We start from the raw sequence: 21,526 nt of genomic DNA on the forward strand, positions 1-21,526 counted from the left end.
CCAAGAGACTTGGTACCTTGCGGCACCAGCACTCGACTCAAACGCCCACGCTTATCGGCTGTTACTTGTTAAAGAGCAGGAGTCCTTCGACTCGTTCAACTTATCGCTGAAGGATGGGATCATAGCACGATCACATTCTTCAGAGAAGAAACGCCCGGCAAAGACCGGGCGTTTTACTCTGGTATTAGTAGCCTGACGATGTCCTACTTTCACACGGGAATCCGCACTATCATCGGCGCAGAGGCGTTTCACTGTCCTGTTCGGGATGGGAAGGAGTGGGACCACCTCGCTATGGTCATCAGGCTTCAACTTGTTGCCGGCTCGGGTGCGCGGGTGAGCGCAGGGCCGAGAAGGCCAATTCAAAGAATCGACAGACTCGACTGATCCATGTGCAGCATGCGCCGGGCACACTCACCGCCGGGCAACTTGGCCTGGCAGCACATGGATCAGTCGACTCATCAGCGTTGGCTCAACCACTTCCTGGCTGAACTTTTCAGATGATTGCGCTCACCGCATTCATGCACATGAACAACGGCAAACTATAAATACTCAACCCAATCCAAACTCGATCTCGATTCTACACCGAATCAACATCAAAGTTATAGGGTCAAGCCTCACGGGCAATTAGTACTGGTTAGCTTAACGCATTACTGCGCTTCCACACCCAGCCTATCAACGTCCTGGTCTCGAACGACCCTTCAGGGGGCTCAAGGCCCCGGCAAGACTCATCTTGAGACGAGTTTCCCGCTTAGATGCTTTCAGCGGTTATCTCTTCCGCACTTAGCTACTCGGCAATGCCATTGGCATGACAACCGATACACCAGCGGTGCGTCCACTCCGGTCCTCTCGTACTAGGAGCAGGCTCTCTCAATCTTGCAGCGCCCACGGAAGATAGGGACCAAACTGTCTCACGACGTTTTAAACCCAGCTCACGTACCTCTTTAAATGGCGAACAGCCATACCCTTGGGACCGGCTACAGCCCCAGGATGAGATGAGCCGACATCGAGGTGCCAAACACCGCCGTCGATATGAACTCTTGGGCGGTATCAGCCTGTTATCCCCAGAGTACCTTTTATCCGTTGAGCGATGGCCCTTCCATACAGAACCACCGGATCACTTTGTCCTACTTTCGTACCTGCTCGACTTGTCAGTCTCGCAGTCAAGCACGCTTATGCCAATGCACTATCACCACGATTTCCGACCGTGGCTAGCGTACCTTCGAACTCCTCCGTTACACTTTGGGAGGAGACCGCCCCAGTCAAACTGCCCACCATACACTGTCCCCAATCCCGATAAGGGACCAAGGTTAGAACCTCAAACACACCAGGGTGGTATTTCAACGTTGGCTCCATAGAAACTAGCGTCCCTACTTCAAAGCCTCCCACCTATCCTACACAGATCTGTTCAAAGTCCAATGTAAAGCTACAGTAAAGGTTCATGGGGTCTTTCCGTCTTTCCGCGGGGAGATTGCATCATCACAAACATTTCAACTTCGCTGAGTCTCTGGAGGAGACAGTGTGGCCATCGTTACGCCATTCGTGCAGGTCGGAACTTACCCGACAAGGAATTTCGCTACCTTAGGACCGTTATAGTTACGGCCGCCGTTTACTGGGACTTCGATCAAGAGCTTGCACCCCATCAATTAATCTTCCAGCACCGGGCAGGCGTCACACCCTATACGTCGACTTTCGTCTTTGCAGAGTGCTGTGTTTTTAATAAACAGTCGCAGCCACCGATTCTCTGCGGCCTTTATCGGCTCCCCAAGTCAATGGTTCACCTACCAAAGGCACACCTTCTTCCGAAGTTACGGTGTCAATTTGCCGAGTTCCTTCTCCAGAGTTCTCTCAAGCGCCTTAGAATACTCATCTCGCGCACCAGTGTCGGTTTGCGGTACGGTCGTCTATGGCTGAAGCTTAGTGGCTTTTCCTGGAAGCAGGGTATCACTCACTTCGTCTGCAAGCAGACTCGTTATCACCCCTCATCTAAGCCCGGCGGATTTGCCTACCAGGCATGACTACAGGCTTGAACCAACATATCCAACAGTTGGCTGAGCTAACCTTCTCCGTCCCCACATCGCACCATAGATCGGTACAGGAATATTGACCTGTTTCCCATCAGCTACGCATCTCTGCCTCGCCTTAGGGGCCGACTCACCCTACGCCGATGAACGTTGCGTAGGAAACCTTGCGCTTTCGGCGAGGGGGCTTTTCACCCCCTTTAACGCTACTCATGTCAGCATTCGCACTTCTGATACCTCCAGCAGGCTTCACAACCCACCTTCACAGGCTTACAGAACGCTCTCCTACCGCGCATATAAATATGCACCCGCAGCTTCGGTAACTGGCTTAGCCCCGTTACATCTTCCGCGCAGGACGACTCGATCAGTGAGCTATTACGCTTTCTTTAAATGATGGCTGCTTCTAAGCCAACATCCTGACTGTTTTAGCCTTCCCACTTCGTTTCCCACTTAGCCAATTTTGGGGACCTTAGCTGGCGGTCTGGGTTGTTTCCCTCTTGAGTCCGGACGTTAGCACCCGGTGCTCTGTCTCCCAAGCTGTACTCATCGGTATTCGGAGTTTGCATAGGTTTGGTAAGTCGCCATGACCCCCTAGCCTAAACAGTGCTCTACCCCCGATGGTAATACTTGAGGCACTACCTAAATAGTTTTCGGAGAGAACCAGCTATCTCCAGGTTTGTTTAGCCTTTCACCCCTATCCACAGCTCATCCGCTAGTTTTGCAACACTAGTCGGTTCGGACCTCCAGTGCGTGTTACCGCACCTTCATCCTGGCCATGGATAGATCACCTGGTTTCGGGTCTACACCCAGCGACTAGACGCCCTATTCGGACTCGGTTTCCCTTCGCCTTCCCTACTCGGTTAAGCTTGCCACTGAATGTAAGTCGCTGACCCATTATACAAAAGGTACGCCGTCACCTTGCGGCTCCGACTTTTTGTATGCATGCGGTTTCAGGATCTATTTCACTCCCCTCCCGGGGTTCTTTTCGCCTTTCCCTCACGGTACTTGTTCACTATCGGTCGATTACGAGTATTTAGCCTTGGAGGATGGTCCCCCCATCTTCAGACAGGATTTCACGTGTCCCGCCCTACTTGTCGTGCACCTAGTTCCACATTCGACTTTTCTCATACGGGGCTATCACCCACTATGGCCGGACTTTCCATTCCGTTTTGATAAGAAGAATGCTAAAGAGCACTGGCTGTTCCGATTTCGCTCGCCACTACTTTCGGAATCTCGGTTGATGTCTTTTCCTCGAGCTACTGAGATGTTTCAGTTCACCCGGTTCGCCTCGCATGACTATGTATTCATCATGCGATACCCCTAAGGGTGGGTTTCCCCATTCGGAAATCTCCGGATCAAAGCTAATTTGCCAGCTCCCCGAAGCTTATCGCAGGCTATCACGTCCTTCGTCGCCTGTAATCGCCAAGGCATCCACCACATGCACTTAGTCACTTGACCCTATAACTTTGATGTCAATGCTTCAGACATCGATCAAGGACTGGTCCCAATCGCTCAACGCTAGAGCGATCGGTTTTTGAGTATTCACGTTATGCCGTTCTTCATGTCTCTTTTAAAAGAGTTGAAGTTTGGTGACGCAATCATCTAATGTCATCGACGGCACGGTGCGATTCAGGCTTTACCCCTGAGCCGCTTTCCGTCGACAACGCTGATTTTCGACTCTTTGAATTGTTAAAGAACAACAGCCTTCTTTCGAAGACAAACCCAAGATCCCAGCAGAATCTTGGGTTTGTACCCGACGCAGAAGTGAGAACAGATGGCATTGGCCGTCACGATGGTGGAGGATGACGGGATCGAACCGACGACCCCCTGCTTGCAAAGCAGGTGCTCTCCCAGCTGAGCTAATCCCCCGTCTATCTCTGAACCGGACGACACCGTCGCCTCGAATGGTTGGTGGGTCTGGTTGGATTCGAACCAACGACCCCCGCCTTATCAAGACGGTGCTCTAACCGACTGAGCTACAGACCCACGCATTCTTTGGAACGCATGGCTCCTGGCACAGGCTCACTTGGCTTCGAGGCCAATTGACGCTCTGCCCAAGCTCACACATTCACCATGTTCATCACTGTTGTGTGTTTCACAGCCGATAAGTGTGGGCGCAAGAATCAAGCACCATTTGACTTCTACTCTTCGCTCCACATCGCTTGCGCAACATGAATCGCTTTCGAAGTATTTTCCAGAAAGGAGGTGATCCAGCCGCACCTTCCGATACGGCTACCTTGTTACGACTTCACCCCAGTCACGAACCCTGCCGTGGTAATCGCCCTCCTTGCGGTTAGGCTAACTACTTCTGGCAGAACCCGCTCCCATGGTGTGACGGGCGGTGTGTACAAGACCCGGGAACGTATTCACCGCGGCAAGCTGATCCGCGATTACTAGCGATTCCGACTTCACGCAGTCGAGTTGCAGACTGCGATCCGGACTACGACCGGTTTTCTGGGATTGGCTCCCCCTCGCGGGTTGGCAGCCCTCTGTACCGGCCATTGTATGACGTGTGTAGCCCTACCCATAAGGGCCATGAGGACCTGACGTCATCCCCACCTTCCTCCGGTTTGTCACCGGCAGTCTCATTAGAGTGCCCTTTCGTAGCAACTAATGACAAGGGTTGCGCTCGTTGCGGGACTTAACCCAACATCTCACGACACGAGCTGACGACGGCCATGCAGCACCTGTGTTCTGGCTCTCTTTCGAGCACTCCCAAATCTCTTCAGGATTCCAGACATGTCAAGGGTAGGTAAGGTTTTTCGCGTTGCATCGAATTAAACCACATCATCCACCGCTTGTGCGGGTCCCCGTCAATTCCTTTGAGTTTCAACCTTGCGGCCGTACTCCCCAGGCGGTCAACTTCACGCGTTAGCTTCGTTACTGAGAAGGAACCTTCCCAACAACCAGTTGACATCGTTTAGGGCGTGGACTACCAGGGTATCTAATCCTGTTTGCTCCCCACGCTTTCGTGCATGAGCGTCAGTGCAGGCCCAGGGGATTGCCTTCGCCATCGGTGTTCCTCCGCATATCTACGCATTTCACTGCTACACGCGGAATTCCATCCCCCTCTGCCGCACTCAAGCTATACAGTCACAAAGGCAGTTCCCAGGTTGAGCCCGGGGATTTCACCTCTGTCTTATATAACCGCCTGCGCACGCTTTACGCCCAGTAATTCCGATTAACGCTCGCACCCTACGTATTACCGCGGCTGCTGGCACGTAGTTAGCCGGTGCTTATTCTTCAGGTACCGTCATCCTCCCGAGGTGTTAACCCAGAAGATTTCTTCCCTGACAAAAGCGGTTTACAACCCGAAGGCCTTCTTCCCGCACGCGGCATGGCTGGATCAGACTTGCGTCCATTGTCCAAAATTCCCCACTGCTGCCTCCCGTAGGAGTCTGGGCCGTGTCTCAGTCCCAGTGTGGCTGGTCGTCCTCTCAGACCAGCTACAGATCGTCGCCTTGGTAGGCCTTTACCCCACCAACTAGCTAATCTGACATCGGCCGCTCCAATAGCGAGAGGTCTTGCGATCCCCCCCTTTCACCCGTAGGTCGTATGCGGTATTAATCCGGCTTTCGCCGGGCTATCCCCCACTACTGGGCACGTTCCGATGCTTTACTCACCCGTTCGCCACTCGTCGCCAGGTTGCCCCGCGTTACCGTTCGACTTGCATGTGTAAGGCATGCCGCCAGCGTTCAATCTGAGCCAGGATCAAACTCTTGAGTTCGATCTTGAATTTGCTCAAAGAATTGAAGTGAACTTCACTTCCATGAGCGTTTAAAGTCCAAGAGACTTGGTACCTTGCGGCACCAGCACTCGACTCAAACGCCCACGCTTATCGGCTGTTACTTGTTAAAGAGCTATGATCTTGCGATCAATTCGCTGCGTTTGCTTTGTTTGCGTTAGCAGCGAAGAGGCGAGATTTTGTACTCTGTTGAATTCGCCGTCAAGGCTTATTCTTCATTTTCTTTTTCGATTCAAGTTTTGCGCCCTGAGGCAAACAAAACTCGCCGGACCAAAATCCGTCGAAATCTCAAACCTCTTCACTGCCAATGAAAACGTCACACTCACCGAAGTCAGTCATCAGTTGTGAGCAGCGAAGCCCTCTACTGTAGCACCGTTCTGGAACTGGCCGCAAGCCTTTCCGCACCAGATTTGGAAGAAGTTCGCATCGCGGCTTCACACACCTGCTGCGGCTCGTCGGCGTCCAGCACCGCAGGCAGGGCCAGCTGCAGCGTCCGCGCATCCGCGCGCAGCACGCGCTGCTTGATGCTGCTGATCTGCGCCGGATGCATCGAGAAGCTGCGCAGCCCCATGGCGAGCAGCAACTCGGTGAAGGCGGGGTCGCCCGCCATCTCGCCGCACACGCTGACCCCCTTGCCCATCGCATTGGCTTGGGCAATGGTCTGCGCGATCAAGCGCAGCACCGCCGGGTGCCAAGGGTCATAGAGGTGGGCGACCGCCTCGTCGGCGCGGTCAATGGCCAGCGTGTACTGAATCAGGTCATTGGTGCCGATGGATACAAAGTCGAAGGTGCGAAGCAGGCTGGGAAGGATCAGCACGGCTGCCGGCACTTCCACCATCGCACCCAGCGTCACCTCGCCAATCGCCTGGCCCCGGGCGGTCACATCCTCGCGCGCCCTTTCCATCCACTGCTTGACCGACTGCACCTCGGACAGGTGCGCAACCATCGGGATCAAGATGCGCACCGGACCAAATGCGCTGGCTCGCAGGATGGCCCGCAACTGCTCGGAAAACATGTCCGGCTCGGACAGGCTCCAGCGGATCGCCCGCAGCCCCAGCGCCGGATTCAGCATGTGGTCGTGCCGCGGCTCCTGCGAGGACGCCCGGTCCAGCGGCTTGTCCGCTCCCACGTCCACCGTGCGAATCGTCACCGGCATGCCACCCATCGCCAGCACCACGGCGCGGTAGGCCTCGAACTGCTCGTCCTCGTCTGGCAGGCGCCCGGCACGGTTCATGAACAGGAACTCGCTGCGGAACAGGCCCACGCCAACCGCGCCAGCTTCCAGCGCCGCGGCTGCATCCCGTGGCAGCTCGATGTTGGCCAAGAGCTCGACCGTCTGCCCGTCCAGCGTGACGGCCGGCGTATGGCGCAGCCGGCTCAACCGCGCCCGCTCCAGTTCGACCTGGCGCTGGCGGAAGCGGTACTCCTCCAGCACCATCGGCGGCGGGTTGACGATCAGGATGCCGGCGTCGCCGTCGATGATCACCCAGTCATCCTGCCGCACGATGCGGCTGGCCTCGCGCGCGCCGACCACCGCCGGGATGTCCATGCTGCGCGCGACGATGGCCGTGTGCGAGGTGCGCCCGCCCACGTCGGTGACAAAGCCGGTGAACACGCTGCGCTTGAACTGCAGCATGTCGGCCGGCGCAATGTCGTTGGCCACCAGCACCAGCGGATCTTCACCAGCGAAGTCACGCGCGCCGGCATTGGCCAGCGCCCCCGGCGACAGCCCGGTGCCACGGGTCAGCGCCTTCAGCAGCCGCTCGCCCACCTGCTCCACGTCCGCCTTGCGCTCGCGCAGGTAGTCGTCTTCCATTTCGTCGAACTGCCGCGTCAGCACCTCCAGCTGGGCCGACAGCGCCCATTCGGCGTTGTAGTGCCGGGTGGCAATCCAGGGCTGGGCAGACTCCACCAGCATCGGGTCCTGCAGCATCATCAAGTGCACATCCAGCAGCGCCACAAGCTCGGCGTGCGCCTCCTCGGGCACCTCCTGCTTGAGGGCCATCAGCTCGGCAGACACCTCGGTGCGCGCATCGCGCAAGCGTTCGTACTCGCGCTCGGCATCGGCCGGGTCGATGAAGTAGTGGGCCACGTCGACCCGACTGGATGCCACCAGCACGGCGCGCCCGATGGCGACACCGCGAGACACTGGCAGACCAAAAACCTGGATGCTCATGCGGACCAATGTAGCAGCCAGCCGCCTCCGGCGCAGTGAGGGAAAACGGGGCGTCATCGACCGGTCATGCATGCGTCATGCGCGGGTCATCGCCTCTGGCGAGCATCACCCCCATGACCACGGAGATGCCCCCGATGAGAGAGCTGCCGACCCCCACCTTCCCGCTGATCGGCATGCTGCCGCTGCGCGCCCGCCGGACCGCCACGCCTGTCGCCCAGCCCGCCGTGGCCATGGCGCCACCAGCGGCAATGGCGGACACGCCCTACACCGTCAGCTGGGCCCGACATCAGGACGAAGTGCGCGAGGCCCAGCGCCTGCGCCACCACGTCTTCGCCGAGGAAATGGGCGCCCGCCTGCAACCACCGGCCGGCACGCCCGCCGGGCTGGACGTGGACCTGTTTGATGACTTCTGCGAGCACCTGCTGGTGCGCAGCCTGCCAGAAGGCGACCAGCCCGGCCAGGTGGTTGGCACTTACCGGGTGCTGACGCCAGGCGCCGCGCGGCGCGCCGGTGGCTACTACAGCGACACCGAGTTCGACCTGACACGCCTGCGCCCACTGCGCGAGCGCATGGCCGAACTGGGCCGTTCCTGCGTGCATGCGGACCACCGTGCCGGCGGCGTGATCCTGGCGCTTTGGGGCGCACTCGCCGCCTTCATGGACCGCAACGGCCTGGACACCATGGTCGGCTGCGCCAGCATCAGCATGCGCGACGGCGGCCACACCGCTGCCAGCCTGTGGAACCGCCTGAGCCAGACCCACCTCGTGGGACTGGAGCACCAGGTGCGCCCGCGCCTGGCCTTGCCGGTGCAGGAGCTGAACCGTGCGCTGGAGGTGGAAGCGCCGGCCCTGATCAAAGGCTACCTGCGCTGCGGCGCCAAAGTGCTGGGTGCACCGGCCTGGGACCCGGATTTCAACACCGCCGACCTGCCCATGCTGATGCGCCTGCAGGACCTGCCCAGCCGCTACCGCCGCCACTTCCTCGGCTCGATCTGAAGCCAAGCTGGCAAGCTTGGATGGCAACAGCCGGCCGTGAGGGCCAGCTTTTGCCCTATTGACCTTCGCCGAACTTGTCGGCGATCAGCGCAGCAATGGCAAGCGAGGCCGCCTGCTCGTCAGCGCCCTCGGTTTCGAGCTCCACCTCTGCGCCCAGCCCGGCGGCCAGCATCATCACGCCCATGATGCTCTTGGCATTGACGCGCCGGCCATTGCGGCTCATGAACACCTCGCATTGAAAGCCACTGGCCAGCTTGGTCAGCTTGGCCGAGGCGCGGGCATGCAGGCCCAGCTTATTGCTGATGGTGAGCGTGGTCTTGATCATGCAGTCGTGAAGATTGGGTCTGGTTCTGGGGTCGCTGCGCGGCCACCTGCATCACGCCCTGGGTGCCGCCCGCCACCGCGCGGGTGACCAGCGAATCCACCGGCTCGCGCAGGTAACTCAGGGCGCGCCACATCATCGGCACGTTGACACCGGTGACCAGGCGAACCTCGTTGCCGTCGGCAAGGCGCTGCGCCACGTTGCAAGGCGTGGCGCCAAAAACATCGGTCAGGATCAGCGCTTGCGGATCTCGCACGCTGGCCAGCGCCTCGCGGGCCGCCTGCTCGACCCGTTCGACGGGCCAATCCGGCGGCACGTCCAGCGCCGCCAGCCCGGTCAGGCCGTCGGGATAGACATGCGCGGCCACACCATACAACGCCGACGCCAGCGGCGCATGGGCAATGATCAGGAGACCGGGCATGAGGTGATCCAAAGCAACTGAAACAGCGCCCGGCACCGGACGCGACACCCGGCAACACCCGACCGGCTGGACCAGGCGCCTGCCGCGCAGAGGCGGCCATTATCAACAAAGCGCCCGCACCTGCCCTGCCCCGCGCATCGGTGCGGTCTTTTGTGGCCAGCGGGCTCAAGGCGCAAAGCGCAAGCCCTCCCAGAAAGCCTGCGTGGCCTCGGCCGACAGCGGCCGGCGCGCCAGCACCGTGGCCTGCACCACCCAGGTCCCGCGCGCAGCCAGCGCCAGCTCGGCATGCACTGCCTCGCCAGCCGGCGTCTGGCCCAGCAAAGGCCAGCGGCCGGCCGCGGGCTGCGGCGTTGCGCCTGGCGGCAGCCAGGCCGGCGCGGAGGGGGCCGCGGCTGCCGGTTGCCCCAGGTTGCGCTCGAACGCCACGCGCAAGTCCTGCAGCGCCGGGCCGACCCTGGCCGGCTCCCCCATGTCGGCCACGCTGACCGCAAAGGTCTGGCCCTCGGCCTCGCAGACCTGCATCTGCAGACGCACCGGCACACCCGCCAGTGGCAGCACACGCTCGTGGTGGTCGGGCCGGCACGGCAGCACAAACTGCAGGCTGGCATCGACCACACGGCCCTCGCGCCAATCCAGCGCCGGCGAGCAGCCGCTCATCGCCAAGCAAGCGCCAACCGTGAACAAAGTCCGCTTCCGCAGCGTCGCATCCCTCATTCGTAGGAATGTAAGCGCTTGGCAAGCGTCCACCCAGGGGCGCACACTGCTTGGCTCCCTTCCCTAGACCATGGCCACGATGAACAATCCGCTGCCCGGCGGCTTGCACCTCGCCGCGACGAACACCCTGCCAGAAGGCCAGGCCGCAGCCTTGCCCTCGCACTGGCTGCAGGTCATTGACGAGATGGGCAGCGAAGTCGGGCAGACGATGTCGGACGCACTGGAACGCGTGAACCAGCTGACCAGCACTGGCCGCATCGACCGCAACGGCCTGCAGCAGCTGACAGAAGAGATCGGCCGTGCGCGCCGCCTTGGCATGGTCGGCCAGCAGCTCTCGCGCATCGCCTCCGGCGGTGTGAACCAAAGCGCCGAGGAAGTGAACCTGACGCAGACGCTGCGCGAGCTGCTGCAGCAACACGGCCCGGCCGCCAGCGCCAGCGGCATCGAGTTGCGCCCCGCCATGCAACCAGCCTCGGTGCTGGCCGACGCCAGCCTGCTGCACGCACTGTTGCAGGCCATGCTGGACTGGGCCCTCCCGCACGCGCAGGGCCACATCGAATGCCGGCTGGAGCTGCTGCCCTGGCCGCCCAACGCCTGCCTGCGCTGCCACTTCCCACTGCGCCACCCGGGCCCGCCCAATGGCCTGGCGTGGCGCCTGGTCGAACAGATCGCCTGGGCGCTGGAGTTGCGCATCGAGCGGCTGGACAGCCCCGGCAGCTGCACGCTGCTGCTGGAGTTCACCCACACGCTGCAAGCCGCCGCGCCGGATGTCAGCGCATCCGCGCCCGATCCGGACCCGCTGTCCTCCGGCTTCGGCCCCTCGCTGGACTCCAAGCCACTGGCCGGCAGCCACTTGCTGGTGCTCGCCGGCCGGCGCGACCTGCGCTCGGACATCCGCGAAGCCGTGCGTCACATGGGGCTGGTGCTGGACTTTGTGAGTTCGGTCGAAGAGGCTGAACGCTTTTGCCGCGAAACGCTGCCGCACGGCATCATTTGCGAATCGGTGCTCGCCGGCCAGCGCTTCGCCCGCCTGCGCGAATTGCTGGCCGCCGAGCAGCCCGACTTCGTCTGCATCGAGATCGCCGAAGAGGGCGACCACTGCCAGCTCTCGACCGACAGCGCCCAGCGCCAGGCCCAGATCGGCCGCCACGCGGTGCTGCAGTACCTGCCTTCCGCGCTGATCTTCGAGCTGACGCGAAACAGCTGAGTTGGCGAGACGAGCGCGCGCCCGCAGGCCGGCGCCGGGCCGCCCCAAGGCGGCCTGCGCAACCCGCCCGGCGGGTGGTCTCAGGTACTCCCGAGGCCGGGTGCCCCACCCTCTAGCCGAAGACTTTTTGCAGGATCGCGCTTCCCGTGCCGACCGGGTCCCGTCGGATCTTCTTTTCCTCTTCGCCAATCATCAGGTACAGCCCGTCCAGCGCCTTGCGCGTCACGTAGGCCTGCACGTTGGCGTCCTCCTTCTTCACCAGGCCAAAACCCATGGCCTGGCCGGCAACCGCGTTGTACTTGCTGGCCAGCGAGACCTTTTCGGTCGCCTGCGTGACGATGGGCAGGAACTTCTCGCCCAGCGGCTGGCGTGTCTTGGTGGCGAAGAAGTCGGTGACCGAGGTGTCGCCGCCGCGCACGATCTTCAGCCCGTCCTGCACCGACATGCCTTTCACCGCCGCCACCAGCAGCTCGCGCGCCTGCGGCACGGCGGTCTCGGCCGCTCGGTTCATCGCGGTGATCAATTCATCCACCTTCTTCTGCTGGCCCGAAAGCCTCAGCAGCTGTGCCGCATCGTTGAGGATGCCGGGCAGCGGAATGCGCACCTTCGGGTTGCCGAGGAAGCCATCGGTCTGGCCCAGCAGGCCGACCGCAGCCTCCGCGCCGCGCTGCAACGCGGTTTTCACGCCCAGCGAAGCATCGGCCTCGCTGAGGAAAGCCGCCTCGGCGACGCGGGTGCCGCCCATGCCGGCCAGCAGCATGCCGGCCGTCGCCGTAAACTCTCTGCGCTTCATTCGAAGGTTCTCCCCATGGACAGACGCCGTCATCTTGCTCTGAGTGCCAGCCTGCTGGCAACGCTGCCGTTCAGTGGCCTGCTGGCCGGCTGCGCGGCACGCGAAAGCGCGCCTGACGTGCATTACACCCTGCTGGATGGCCGCCAGGCCAATCTCGCCGGCCAGCGCGGCAAGGTGATGCTGGTGAACTTCTGGGCCACCAGCTGCACGACCTGCGTGCACGAGATGCCCAACATCATCGCCACGCACGAGAAGTTCAAGGGCCAGGCCTTCGACACGCTGGCCGTGGCCATGAGCTACGACCCGCCGATGTACGTCGACAACTTCGCCAAGTCGCGCCAGCTGCCGTTCAATGTGGCCATCGACAACACCGGCACCATCGCCCAGCAGTTCGGCAAGGTACAGCTCACGCCCACCACCTTCCTGATCGACAAGCAGGGCCGCATCGTCAAGAAATTCGTCGGCGAGCCCGATTTCGCCTCGCTGCACCAGCTGATTGGCGAGTTGATCGCCGAGAAGAGCGCCTGAGGTCGCGCGCCGCCTGGCGCGGCCCCGCCATTCGGCACATCGTGCATCCGTGGGCCATCCCCCCCACGAGCGTCGGAAACTTTGAGTTCACCTTGCCTGCGCCTTGCGGGCACAATTCCGGCCGTGCGCAAGATCTGGTCTTCCCTGTGGCTCTCGCTGTTCCTGCTGTTGGCTCAGCAGGGCGCGGTGCTGCACGAGATCGGCCACCTGGCCACCAGCCCGCAGTCGGCGTCTGATCTGACCGGCAAGGTGCATGTCGCGGGCAGCGCCTGCGACGACTGCCTGGCCTTCGCGCAAGTGGCCAGCTTCGTCGCGACCTCGGTCCCGTCGCTTCAACTGCCGCCCGCCACGCACCCGTGGGTCACCTCACAGACCTTCCGGGCCCGCGACGCCGACGTCCCCGCGCACAGCGCCCGGGACCCTCCGATCCTCCTCTGAAGTCGTCCTGACGCCCGGTCTGGTGCTTCACCAGTGCCGGGCGCTGTCTGCACCTGCGCGCGCCGCTCGCCTGCCCTGTTTTCGGGCGGGCCAAGCGCTGCGCCGCGGTGCACCTCACTCGATGAATCGACTGCTCGCGGGCCGCTCCACTCAGGCCCGCGACAGAGGAGCTGTTTGCATGTTCACCCCTTCTCGCACGGGCCTGGCGCTCGCGTTGGCGCTCGCCTATCCCTTGCTCGCCCTGCCCGTCCGCGCGCAGACCGTCGCCGCCACAGATGGCGGCACCACCTCCCCCACCCCTGCGCCGCAGCGCGTCGAAATCTCCTCCCAGCGCCAGCGCCTGGACGCCGCGCGCAACGGCCTGTCGCCCGACACCGGCAGTTCCATCTACCGCTTCGACCAGCAGGACATCGCCAAGCTGCCGATGGGCGCCGACACGCCGCTGAACCAGGTCATCCTGCAGGCGCCCGGCGTGGTGCAGGATTCCTACGGCCAGCTGCACGTGCGCGGTGACCACGCGGATCTGCAGTACCGCATCGACGGCATCGTGATCCCAGAAGCCATCGGCGGCTTCGGCCAGGCGCTGGAGACACGCTTCGCCGACCAGATCCAGGTGCTGACCGGCGCGCTGCCGGCGCAGTACGGCTACCGCACGGCCGGCGTGGTGGACATCCATTCCAAAGGCGCGAACCAGCAGAACGGCGGGCAGATCAGCCTGCTGGGCGGCAGCAACGGCCACCGCGAAGGCAGCCTGGAACTGGGCGGCAACGTCGGCGCGCTGAGCTACTACATGGTCGGCTCGGCGATGCACGACGACCAGGGCATCGAGAACCCCACGTCTTCGCGCCACGCGCTGCACGACAAGACCGAGCAGGGCAACGGCTTTGGCTATTTATCCTATGTGCTGACGCCCGAGACCCGCGTGAACCTGATCCTGGGTGCGGCCAACAACCGCTTCCAGATCCCCAACGTCGCCGGCCAGACGCCTGACTATTCGCTCGCCGGCCATGACAACATCGACTCCGCGACGCTGGACGCGCGGCAGAAGGAGCGCAACCACTTCGGCGTGCTGTCGCTGCAGAGCAGCCTGGGCCAGGACGTGGACTACCAGGTCGCCCTGTTCAGCCGCTACACCGACGTGCACTACCGCCCCGACGAGGCCGGCGACCTGGCCTTCAACGGCGTGGCCGCCGACGTGGCGCGCAGCAACCGCGCGGCCGGCCTGCAGGCCGATGCCAGCTGGCACCTGAATGCCACCCACACGTTGCGCGGCGGCGTGTTCTACCAGTCCGAAAAAGGCGCGACGCGCAACGACTCGCTGGTCTTCCCGGCCGATGCGGACGGCAACCAGACCAGCGACCAGCCGCTCAGCATCTCCGACGATGCACAGCTCAAGGGCCACACCTGGGGCGTCTACCTGCAGGACCAGTGGCAACCGGTGAAGGCGCTGACGGTCAACTACGGCCTGCGTTTCGACCAGGTGCGCACCGTCGTCGACGAGCAGCAGCTCAGCCCGCGCGTCGGCCTGGTCTACGACATCGACGCGATGACGCGCGTGCACGCCGGCTACTCGCGCTACTTCACGCCGCCGCCCACCGAGCAGATCGACCAGACCTCGATTCAGAAATTCCAGGGCACGACCAACGCACTGCCGTCGGACGCCAACACCGCCGTGCGCTCCGAGCGCTCGAACTACTACGACATTGGCCTCGAGCGGCAGATCGACAGCCACCTGACCGTGGGCATGGACGGCTACTACCGCCAGGTGCGCCACCTGCAGGACGAGGGCCAGTTCGGCAACGCGCTGATCTACTCGGCCTTCAACTACAGCCATGCCCGCGTCTACGGGCTGGAACTCTCGGCCAGCTACCGCGACGAAGCCTTCAGCGCCTACGCCAACGTGGCGTTTGCGCGGGCACTCGGCAAGGGGCTGGAAACCGGCCAGTTCAACTTCGAGCAGGACGAGATCGACTACATCAACTCGAACTGGGTGCACCTGGACCACGACCAGGCGACTACGGCTTCAGCCGGCGCCAGCTACCAATGGTCCAATGGCCTGGCCACCTCGGCCGACCTGCTGTTCGGCAGCGGCCTGCGCAACGGCTTTGCCAACAGCAGCCACCTGCCGAGCTACACGCAGGTCAACCTGTCGGCGCACCGCAGCTTCGACCTGGGCACGGCGGTCGGCCCGGTGGACCTGCGCCTGTCGGCGCTGAATGTGTTCGACCGGGTCTACCAGATCCGCGACGGCTCGGGCATTGGCGTCGGTGCGCCGCAATATGCGCAGCGCCGCACGGTGCTGGCGGGCATCAGCAAGTCATTCTGAGCGCCCCCAGACCTGCCGCTTCGCGTCAGGCCCCCCGAGGGGGTCAAGAAAACTTGGGAGCGGCCCGGCGTTTTCTTGAGAGTGCCCCAGGTCCGGGTTTGCGTCCGGACCGCCGCTCAGTTCGCTTCGATGGTGCCCACGCCGGCATGCGCGGCCTGCTGGTCCGCGTGGTAGCTGGAACGCACCATCGCGCCGACGGCAGCGTGCGTGAAGCCCATCTTGTAGGCCTCCTCTTCGAACATCTTGAAAGTATCCGGGTGCACGTAACGCTTGACCGGCAGGTGGTGACCGCTGGGCGCCAGGTACTGGCCAATGGTTAGCATGTCGATGTTGTGCGCGCGCATGTCGCGCATCACCTGCAGGATCTCTTCGTCGGTTTCGCCCAGGCCGACCATGATGCCGCTCTTGGTCGGCACGCCCGGCACGGCTTCCTTGAAGCGCTTGAGCAGGTTCAGGCTGAATTGGTAGTCCGAACCCGGGCGCGCTTCCTTGTACAAGCGCGGCGCGGTTTCGAGGTTGTGGTTCATCACGTCCGGCGGCGCGGCCTTCAGGATGTCCAGCGCGCGGTCCATGCGGCCGCGGAAGTCGGGCACCAACACCTCGATCTGCGTCTGCGGCGACAGCTCGCGCACCTGGCGGATGCAATCGGCGAAATGGCCGGCGCCGCCGTCGCGCAGGTCGTCGCGGTCCACGCTGGTGATGACCACGTACTTCAGCTTCAGCGCGGCAATCGTCTTGGCCAGGTTCATCGGCTCGTCCGCGTCCAGCGGATCGGGCCGGCCGTGGCCCACGTCGCAGAACGGGCAGCGCCGGGTGCACTTGTCGCCCATGATCATGAAGGTGGCCGTGCCTTTGCCGAAGCATTCGCCAATGTTCGGGCAAGAAGCCTCTTCGCAGACGGTGTGCAGCTTGTGCTCGCGCAGGATCTGCTTGATCTCGTAGAAGCGCGTGGTCGGCGAGCCGGCCTTGACGCGGATCCAGTCCGGCTTCTTCAGCATCTCGCCGGCCGGCACGATCTTGATCGGGATGCGCGCCGTCTTGGCCTGGGCCTTCTGCTTGGCGCTGGCATCGTAGTCGGCGCCGGTCTTGGCTTCGTGGGTGATGACGTTGTCGGTGGACATGGGGGCCTTGCAAGGGCTGGCGCGCGAGGCGCTGGAGGACAGGGACGGGGCTGGCGGCGGCTGGCAGGTGGTGCCACTCAGGGCGCCGAAGCGGGTGGGCTCAGGTGCTGGCGCAGCCGCTCGCACAGCAGGGCCGAGACTTCGGCCGGCTTTGCACGCACGCCCAGTGTAGCGAGGTCGACCGTTTGCAGCCCTGCGTAGCCGCAGGGGTTGATGCGCCGGAACGGTTCCAGGTCCATCGCCACGTTGAGCGATACGCCGTGGTACGTGCAGTGCTGGCTGACCTTGATGCCCAAGGCGGCGATCTTGCCCAGGCCGGCGAATTCATCTTCGCGCGGGCCGGCGGGCAGCGCGGCGTTGAACGGGTCGGCCAGGTTCACGTAGATGCCCGGCGCGCCGCTCACGCGAAAGCCCAGCACGCCGAAGCGTTCCAGCGTCTGGATCACGGCAGCTTCGAGGCGGAACACGTACTCCTTGACGAAGATGCCCAGCCGGCGCAGGTCCACCAGCGGGTAGACCACCACCTGGCCGGGCCCGTGGTAGGTCACCTGGCCGCCACGGTTGCTCTGCAGCACCGGGATGTCGCCAGCGCCCAGCACATGCTCGGGCTTGCCGGCCACGCCCTGGGTGAAGACAGGAGGGTGCTCGACCTGCCAGAACTCGTCTGGCGTGTCCGGGCCGCGGGCCTCGGTGAAGGCGCGCATCGCGGCAAAGGTCTGCTCATATGGCACGCGGCCCCAGTCACGCAGCAGCGGCGGCGGGAACGGAGCAAGCGTGGCGGTCGACATGGCTTGCAATTGTCCGACATCGGACCAACCGGGCGCCGGCGAAGGTCAAGCCAGCCGCGCTATCGTCATGGCATGTTGCCGCAAGCCACCGAACGAATCCGCCGCCTGCTGAGCGCTGCCGCCCTCGTCACCATGGCCGCGCTGCCGCTCGAGGCCGGTGCCGCGCAGGCCGCCGTGCCGGACCCATTCGATGCGGCGCTGACGCTGTATGTGCAAGGCGACCTGACCGGCGCCGCGCAGGCCTTCGGCGTGCTGGCGAAACAAGGCCACCCAGGCGCGATGCACGACCTGGCCGCGATGCACCTGCGCGGTGAACTGCCGGACAGCAACGTTGAAACCGCGCGCGAACTGCTGCTGATGGCCGCGCAGCGCGGCTTCGTGACCTCGCAATACGCGCTGGGCGAGCTGTTCGAGAGCGGCAAGCTGGGCAAGCAGGACCTGGTGCAGGCATTGGCCTGGTACCAGCTGTCAGCCGAATCCGGCAGCGTGGACGGCGCGGTCGCTGCCGGCACCGCCTACCTGATGGGCCGCGGCACGCCGGCGGACAGCAGCCAGGCTGCGCAGTGGTACCGCCAGGCCGCCAATGGCGGCGACATGGGCGCGATGTACATCCTTGCCTCGCTGTACGAGAAGGGCGACGGCGTGACGCAGGACCTGCGGCTGGCGCGCTACTGGTACGCCGGGGCCGCGGCAGCCGGCGACGAGGCCGCGCCGTACAAGGTCAAGGAGCTGGACGCCAAGGCGGCGGCCGAAGCAGCGACTGCGCCGAATTGAAAAACGGCGCCGAAGCGCCGCTTTCCAGGACCGCCAAAAGCGCTCAGAGCACGATCTTGACCATCGGGTGCGTGGTCAGCGTGCGGTACAGCTCGTCGAGCTGCTCGCGGCTGGTCGCCGTCACGGTGATGGTGACGCCCAGGTAGTTGCCACCCTTGCTGGGCCGCTTCTCGACGGTTTCGGGGTCGAAGCCGGGATCGAACTGCAGCGCCACCGAGACGATGGCGTCGACAAAACCGTCGACGTGCGCGCCCATCACCTTGATCGGGAAGGCGCTCGGGTACTCGATCAGCGATTGCTCGGGCGGGATGTAGGAAGACATGGTGTTGGTCGACATGACCGGATAGATAAGGCCGCCGTGGCGACTTGCAAGTTGGCGCGCCGCAGCCCCGCTCAGGCGCACTGTTCGCGCTTGGCCCTTTGGTAGGCTTCGTACAGGCGGCCGTAGACCGGGCCGGGCTTGCCGCGCAGCGCGCCGTGGCCCACGGCCTCGCCGTCCAGCTTGGTCACGGCCAGCACTTCCTTGCCGGTGGAGCTGAGCAGCACTTCGTCGGCGGCACGCAGGTCGGATTCGCTGATCGGCCGCAGGTTGAAGGCAATGCCTTCTTCCTCGCACAGCTCGCGCAGCAGCTGCACTCGAATGCCTTCCAGCACGTGTTCGTTCATCGGCGGGCCCAAGAGCGCACCCTCCTGCACGATCCAGGCATTGCAGGTGGACGCTTCGGTGAGCCACGGGCCACCCGGCAGCCCGTCGCGCAGCAGCAGGGTTTCGGCGGCGCCCACATCGGCTGAGACCTGGCGCGCCAGCACATTGCCCAGCAGCGAGATGCTCTTGATGTCGCCCCGCTCCCAGCGGAAGTCGCGTGCGGTGACGCAGGCCACGCCCTGGTGGCGCAACTCGGCCGGCACCGGTTTCATGGCGTTGCTCATGATGAAGACCGTGGGCGCTATGTCCACCGGCATCACATGGTCGCGCAGCGCCACGCCGCGCGTGACCTGCAGGTAGACCACCTGGTCCTCGGCCGGATGCGCGGCGATGACCCGGCGCAGCCGCGCCAGCCAGCCGTCTCGATCCGTTGGCGAAGCCATGCGCAGCTTGTCGAGGTTGCGCGCCAGCCGTGCCATGTGCTCGTCGAAGCGGAACAGCTGGCGACCGTAGACCGGCATGGCCTCGTAGACGCCGTCGCCGAACAGGAAGCCGCGGTCCATGACCGAAACTTTGGCCTGGGACAGCGGCAGCAGCTCGCCGTTCAGCTCGCACAGGGTATCGGGCAGCACGGTCATCGGGATCTCCGCAGGGGCGTAGGCCTGGAGATTACTTGATCCAAAGGCGGATGGCATCCCAGGCACGGCCGAAGATGCCGGCCTGCGGCACTTCTTCCAGCACCACCAGCGGAACCGAAGCGACCGGCGCACCGCCGGCCGTGGTGACCTTCAGCGTGCCGACGCGCTGGCCCTGGGTCAGCGGCGCGACCAATGGGTCGGTGCGTTCGACGCTGGTCTTCAGGCGGTCGCCCTCGCCTTTTGGCACGGCCACGAACACCGCGCCTTCGCTGCCCAGCTTCACTTCCGGGCTCTTGCCCTTCCACACCGGCACCGTGGCCATGGCCTTGCCGGCTTCGAACAGGCGCACCGCGTCGAAGTTGGTGTAGCCCCAGTTCAGCAGCTTCTGGCTTTCGTTGGCCCGGCCCTGCATCGACTCGGCCCCCATCACCACCGACATCAGCCGGCGCTTGCCGTTCGGAAAGTCGCGCTGGGCCGAGGCCAGCAGGCAATAGCCTGCCGCGTCGGTGTAGCCGGTCTTCATGCCGTCAACGGTCGCGTCGCGGCCCAGCAGCAGATTGCGGTTGGGCTGCTTGATGTTGTTGTACGTGTACTCCTTCATCGAGTAGTACGGGTAGCGCTCGGGAAAGTCGCGGATGATGTGCTGGGCGATCACTGCCAGGTCGCGCGCCGTGCTGTAGTGGCCGGCTTCGGTCAGTCCGGTCACGTTCTTGAACGAGGTGTGCGTCAGGCCCCAGGCCTGGGCCTGCCGGTTCATCACCGCCACAAAGGCCTCGACACTGCCGGAAACGCCTTCGGCCAGCGCCACCGAAGCATCATTGCCCGACTGCACGATCAGGCCGCGCAACAGTTCGTCTACCGTTGGCGTCATCGTGGTGTCGATGAACATCAGCGAGCCGCCACCCTTTCTCTCCTTCCAGGCTCGCTCCGAAACCGGCAGGCGCTGCTCCAGCGAAAGCTTCTTTTCCCGCAACGCGCCGAAGACCACGTAGGCCGTCATCAGCTTGGTCAGCGAGGCGGGTTCGGCCTGGGCGTCGGCATTGCGCTCGGCCAGCACCTGGTTGGCCGTCATGTCGATCAGCAGGTAGCCACGCGAAGCGATTTCGGGTGGCTGTGGCGCCTGGGCATGGGCGCTCAGGGTCACGCCCAGCGCCATGGTGGCGCCGAGCAACAGGGAATGCAGGGATTTCATCAGCAAGGACCCAAAAGGTCGTCAAAGCCCGGGCAGTCGACGAGGCGCGTTCAAGCGCGCCAGGCGTTCACCACAAGCGATTTGAGCAGCGGCAGCTGCCCGTGAAAGAAATGGCCCACGCCAGGCACCACCACGACGGGCAGCGACTGCGGGCGGGCCCAGTCGAAAGTGGCCGACAGCGGCACGACGTCGTCGGTCTCGCCGTGGATCACCAGCGTGTCGGCCGGCACGGTGGTCATGTCGAAGCGCGAGGTCGCAGGGCCGACCAGCACCAGCCGCTCGGCCTTGGCATCGTCGGCCAGACGCTGGGCAGCATGCGAGACGATGTAGCCGCCAAACGAGAAGCCGGCCAGCGCCAGCGGCAGCGCCGGGTCGCGCTGCGCGGCGATCACCGCCAGCGCGTCGTCGATCTCGCCGCGGCCCTCGTCCCATTCGCCTTCGGAGCCGCCCACGCCGCGGTAGTTGAAGCGCACGGCGCGGTAGCCCAGTTGCAGGAAAGCGCGGGCAAGGGTGTGCACGACCTTGTTGTCCATCGTGCCGCCCTGCTGCGGGTTCGGGTGGCAGATCACTACCACGCCGCGCAGCGCAACGCCGGCCGCCGGTTCATCCACCGCCCCCACCAGCACGCCGGCCGGGCCGGCTATGCGCAGCGGCTGAGTGTTGGCGCTCATGCGCGGCGCCAGC

The 21,526-nt window shown here is 63.6% G+C and carries 18 protein-coding genes, 2 tRNA genes and 3 rRNA genes; 7 read left to right on the top strand and 16 right to left on the bottom strand.

Features of this window, described 5'->3' with window-relative positions; translation table 11 throughout:
* A partial coding sequence (locus AC3WR5_RS07270) for a hypothetical protein (protein ID WP_492483120.1) occupies positions 1–196 on the top strand: 196 nt, incomplete at its 5' end.
* Here the strand turns inward: AC3WR5_RS07270 and rrf are convergent.
* The 6 genes from rrf to ptsP form a co-directional block, all read right to left on the bottom strand.
* A 5S ribosomal RNA gene (rrf, locus tag AC3WR5_RS07275) occupies positions 191–303 on the bottom strand. The two genes, AC3WR5_RS07270 and rrf, sit on opposite strands and share 6 nt — an antisense overlap.
* A gap of 300 nt (positions 304–603) precedes the next feature.
* Positions 604–3,476 (bottom strand): 23S ribosomal RNA (locus AC3WR5_RS07280).
* A gap of 335 nt (positions 3,477–3,811) precedes the next feature.
* Positions 3,812–3,887, bottom strand: a tRNA-Ala gene (locus AC3WR5_RS07285).
* Between the two features lie 40 nt (positions 3,888–3,927).
* Positions 3,928–4,004 (bottom strand) — tRNA-Ile (locus tag AC3WR5_RS07290).
* Positions 4,005–4,216: 212 nt separating this feature from the next.
* A 16S ribosomal RNA gene (locus tag AC3WR5_RS07295) occupies positions 4,217–5,745 on the bottom strand.
* Together the 16S, 23S and 5S rRNA genes with 2 tRNA genes alongside form the textbook arrangement of a ribosomal RNA operon.
* Before the next feature lie 379 nt (positions 5,746–6,124).
* A complete protein-coding gene (gene ptsP, locus AC3WR5_RS07300; RefSeq protein WP_492483122.1) occupies positions 6,125–7,939 on the bottom strand; it encodes a phosphoenolpyruvate--protein phosphotransferase in 1,815 nt (604 codons plus the stop codon).
* A 134-nt stretch (positions 7,940–8,073) separates the two neighbouring features.
* Here ptsP and AC3WR5_RS07305 point away from each other — a divergent pair, with 134 nt between their 5' ends.
* A complete protein-coding gene (locus tag AC3WR5_RS07305) occupies positions 8,074–8,934 on the top strand; it encodes a GNAT family N-acetyltransferase (protein WP_492483124.1) in 861 nt (286 codons plus the stop codon).
* Positions 8,935–8,989: 55 nt separating this feature from the next.
* Here AC3WR5_RS07305 and AC3WR5_RS07310 read toward each other — a convergent pair whose 3' ends face one another.
* From AC3WR5_RS07310 to AC3WR5_RS07320, 3 genes are all read right to left on the bottom strand, one after another.
* A complete protein-coding gene (locus AC3WR5_RS07310) occupies positions 8,990–9,259 on the bottom strand; it encodes an HPr family phosphocarrier protein (protein ID WP_141286251.1) in 270 nt (89 codons plus the stop codon).
* Entirely contained in the window at positions 9,228–9,677 is a 450-nt protein-coding gene (locus AC3WR5_RS07315; RefSeq protein ID WP_141286253.1) for a PTS sugar transporter subunit IIA, read from the bottom strand. The genes AC3WR5_RS07310 and AC3WR5_RS07315 overlap by 32 nt, the downstream gene beginning before the upstream one ends.
* 165 nt (positions 9,678–9,842) lie before the next feature.
* Positions 9,843–10,334, bottom strand: coding sequence for a hypothetical protein (locus AC3WR5_RS07320; RefSeq protein WP_492483127.1), 492 nt, complete (start codon positions 10,332–10,334; stop codon positions 9,843–9,845).
* Positions 10,335–10,461: 127 nt separating this feature from the next.
* On the opposite strand from AC3WR5_RS07320, the gene AC3WR5_RS07325 reads away from it, so the two are divergent.
* The gene (locus AC3WR5_RS07325; protein ID WP_492483129.1) at positions 10,462–11,598 is read left to right on the top strand and encodes a hypothetical protein; all 1,137 of its coding nucleotides are present in this window, start codon (positions 10,462–10,464) and stop codon (positions 11,596–11,598) included.
* Between the two features lie 112 nt (positions 11,599–11,710).
* Here the strand turns inward: AC3WR5_RS07325 and AC3WR5_RS07330 are convergent, their stop codons facing one another.
* Positions 11,711–12,391 (bottom strand): DUF4197 domain-containing protein, encoded by a 681-nt coding sequence (locus tag AC3WR5_RS07330; protein WP_492483131.1) that lies wholly within the window; start codon positions 12,389–12,391, stop codon positions 11,711–11,713.
* Between the two features lie 15 nt (positions 12,392–12,406).
* Between AC3WR5_RS07330 and AC3WR5_RS07335 the strand changes: the two genes are divergently transcribed.
* From AC3WR5_RS07335 to AC3WR5_RS07345, 3 genes are all read left to right on the top strand, one after another.
* Positions 12,407–12,919 (top strand): TlpA family protein disulfide reductase, encoded by a 513-nt coding sequence (locus AC3WR5_RS07335; protein WP_492483133.1) that lies wholly within the window; start codon positions 12,407–12,409, stop codon positions 12,917–12,919.
* A gap of 123 nt (positions 12,920–13,042) precedes the next feature.
* Positions 13,043–13,357 carry a hypothetical protein gene (locus tag AC3WR5_RS07340; RefSeq protein ID WP_492483134.1) on the top strand — a complete coding sequence of 105 codons (315 nt, stop codon included), beginning with the start codon at positions 13,043–13,045 and terminating at the stop codon, positions 13,355–13,357.
* 178 nt (positions 13,358–13,535) lie between these two features.
* Complete coding sequence (locus AC3WR5_RS07345) at positions 13,536–15,683, top strand: TonB-dependent receptor (protein ID WP_492483136.1); 2,148 nt, start codon at positions 13,536–13,538, stop codon at positions 15,681–15,683.
* A 116-nt stretch (positions 15,684–15,799) separates the two neighbouring features.
* On the opposite strand, the gene lipA is transcribed toward AC3WR5_RS07345, so the two are convergent.
* Complete coding sequence (gene lipA / locus AC3WR5_RS07350) at positions 15,800–16,804, bottom strand: lipoyl synthase (RefSeq protein WP_492483138.1); 1,005 nt, start codon at positions 16,802–16,804, stop codon at positions 15,800–15,802.
* A 77-nt stretch (positions 16,805–16,881) separates the two neighbouring features.
* Complete coding sequence (gene lipB / locus AC3WR5_RS07355; protein WP_492483140.1) at positions 16,882–17,592, bottom strand: lipoyl(octanoyl) transferase LipB; 711 nt, start codon at positions 17,590–17,592, stop codon at positions 16,882–16,884.
* A 72-nt stretch (positions 17,593–17,664) separates the two neighbouring features.
* On the opposite strand from lipB, the gene AC3WR5_RS07360 reads away from it, so the two are divergent.
* Positions 17,665–18,366, top strand: a complete 702-nt coding sequence (locus AC3WR5_RS07360) for a tetratricopeptide repeat protein (protein ID WP_492483142.1) — start codon at positions 17,665–17,667, stop codon at positions 18,364–18,366.
* A 43-nt stretch (positions 18,367–18,409) separates the two neighbouring features.
* Here AC3WR5_RS07360 and AC3WR5_RS07365 read toward each other — a convergent pair whose 3' ends face one another.
* From AC3WR5_RS07365 to AC3WR5_RS07380, 4 genes are all read right to left on the bottom strand, one after another.
* Entirely contained in the window at positions 18,410–18,688 is a 279-nt protein-coding gene (locus AC3WR5_RS07365; RefSeq protein ID WP_231013160.1) for a DUF493 family protein, read from the bottom strand.
* 71 nt (positions 18,689–18,759) lie between these two features.
* Positions 18,760–19,650, bottom strand: coding sequence for a D-amino acid aminotransferase (locus AC3WR5_RS07370; RefSeq protein ID WP_492483145.1), 891 nt, complete (start codon positions 19,648–19,650; stop codon positions 18,760–18,762).
* Positions 19,651–19,681: 31 nt separating this feature from the next.
* A complete protein-coding gene (locus AC3WR5_RS07375; protein WP_492483147.1) occupies positions 19,682–20,842 on the bottom strand; it encodes a D-alanyl-D-alanine carboxypeptidase family protein in 1,161 nt (386 codons plus the stop codon).
* Positions 20,843–20,892: 50 nt separating this feature from the next.
* Positions 20,893–21,513: an alpha/beta hydrolase gene (locus AC3WR5_RS07380; RefSeq protein ID WP_492483149.1), complete on the bottom strand. Its 621-nt coding sequence runs from the start codon at positions 21,511–21,513 to the stop codon at positions 20,893–20,895.
* Positions 21,514–21,526: the final 13 nt, after the last annotated feature.

Source organism: Ideonella sp. FW305-24 (assembly GCF_058788035.1).

What these genes read in the sequence shown, in the direction of transcription:
- AC3WR5_RS07335 (WP_492483133.1), top strand. Translation starts at nt 12,407, where the DNA reads ATGGACAGACGCCGTCATCTTGCTCTGAGTGCCAGCCTGCTGGCAACG.
- AC3WR5_RS07320 (WP_492483127.1), bottom strand. Translation starts at nt 10,334, where the DNA reads ATGAGCGGCTGCTCGCCGGCGCTGGATTGGCGCGAGGGCCGTGTGGTC.
- AC3WR5_RS07360 (WP_492483142.1), top strand. Translation starts at nt 17,665, where the DNA reads ATGTTGCCGCAAGCCACCGAACGAATCCGCCGCCTGCTGAGCGCTGCC.
- AC3WR5_RS07365 (WP_231013160.1), bottom strand. Translation starts at nt 18,688, where the DNA reads ATGTCTTCCTACATCCCGCCCGAGCAATCGCTGATCGAGTACCCGAGC.
- lipA (WP_492483138.1), bottom strand. Translation starts at nt 16,804, where the DNA reads ATGTCCACCGACAACGTCATCACCCACGAAGCCAAGACCGGCGCCGAC.
- AC3WR5_RS07310 (WP_141286251.1), bottom strand. Translation starts at nt 9,259, where the DNA reads ATGATCAAGACCACGCTCACCATCAGCAATAAGCTGGGCCTGCATGCC.
- AC3WR5_RS07375 (WP_492483147.1), bottom strand. Translation starts at nt 20,842, where the DNA reads ATGAAATCCCTGCATTCCCTGTTGCTCGGCGCCACCATGGCGCTGGGC.
- AC3WR5_RS07305 (WP_492483124.1), top strand. Translation starts at nt 8,074, where the DNA reads ATGAGAGAGCTGCCGACCCCCACCTTCCCGCTGATCGGCATGCTGCCG.
- AC3WR5_RS07325 (WP_492483129.1), top strand. Translation starts at nt 10,462, where the DNA reads ATGGCCACGATGAACAATCCGCTGCCCGGCGGCTTGCACCTCGCCGCG.
- AC3WR5_RS07330 (WP_492483131.1), bottom strand. Translation starts at nt 12,391, where the DNA reads ATGAAGCGCAGAGAGTTTACGGCGACGGCCGGCATGCTGCTGGCCGGC.
- lipB (WP_492483140.1), bottom strand. Translation starts at nt 17,592, where the DNA reads ATGTCGACCGCCACGCTTGCTCCGTTCCCGCCGCCGCTGCTGCGTGAC.
- AC3WR5_RS07380 (WP_492483149.1), bottom strand. Translation starts at nt 21,513, where the DNA reads ATGAGCGCCAACACTCAGCCGCTGCGCATAGCCGGCCCGGCCGGCGTG.
- AC3WR5_RS07315 (WP_141286253.1), bottom strand. Translation starts at nt 9,677, where the DNA reads ATGCCCGGTCTCCTGATCATTGCCCATGCGCCGCTGGCGTCGGCGTTG.
- AC3WR5_RS07345 (WP_492483136.1), top strand. Translation starts at nt 13,536, where the DNA reads ATGTTCACCCCTTCTCGCACGGGCCTGGCGCTCGCGTTGGCGCTCGCC.
- ptsP (WP_492483122.1), bottom strand. Translation starts at nt 7,939, where the DNA reads ATGAGCATCCAGGTTTTTGGTCTGCCAGTGTCTCGCGGTGTCGCCATC.
- AC3WR5_RS07370 (WP_492483145.1), bottom strand. Translation starts at nt 19,650, where the DNA reads ATGACCGTGCTGCCCGATACCCTGTGCGAGCTGAACGGCGAGCTGCTG.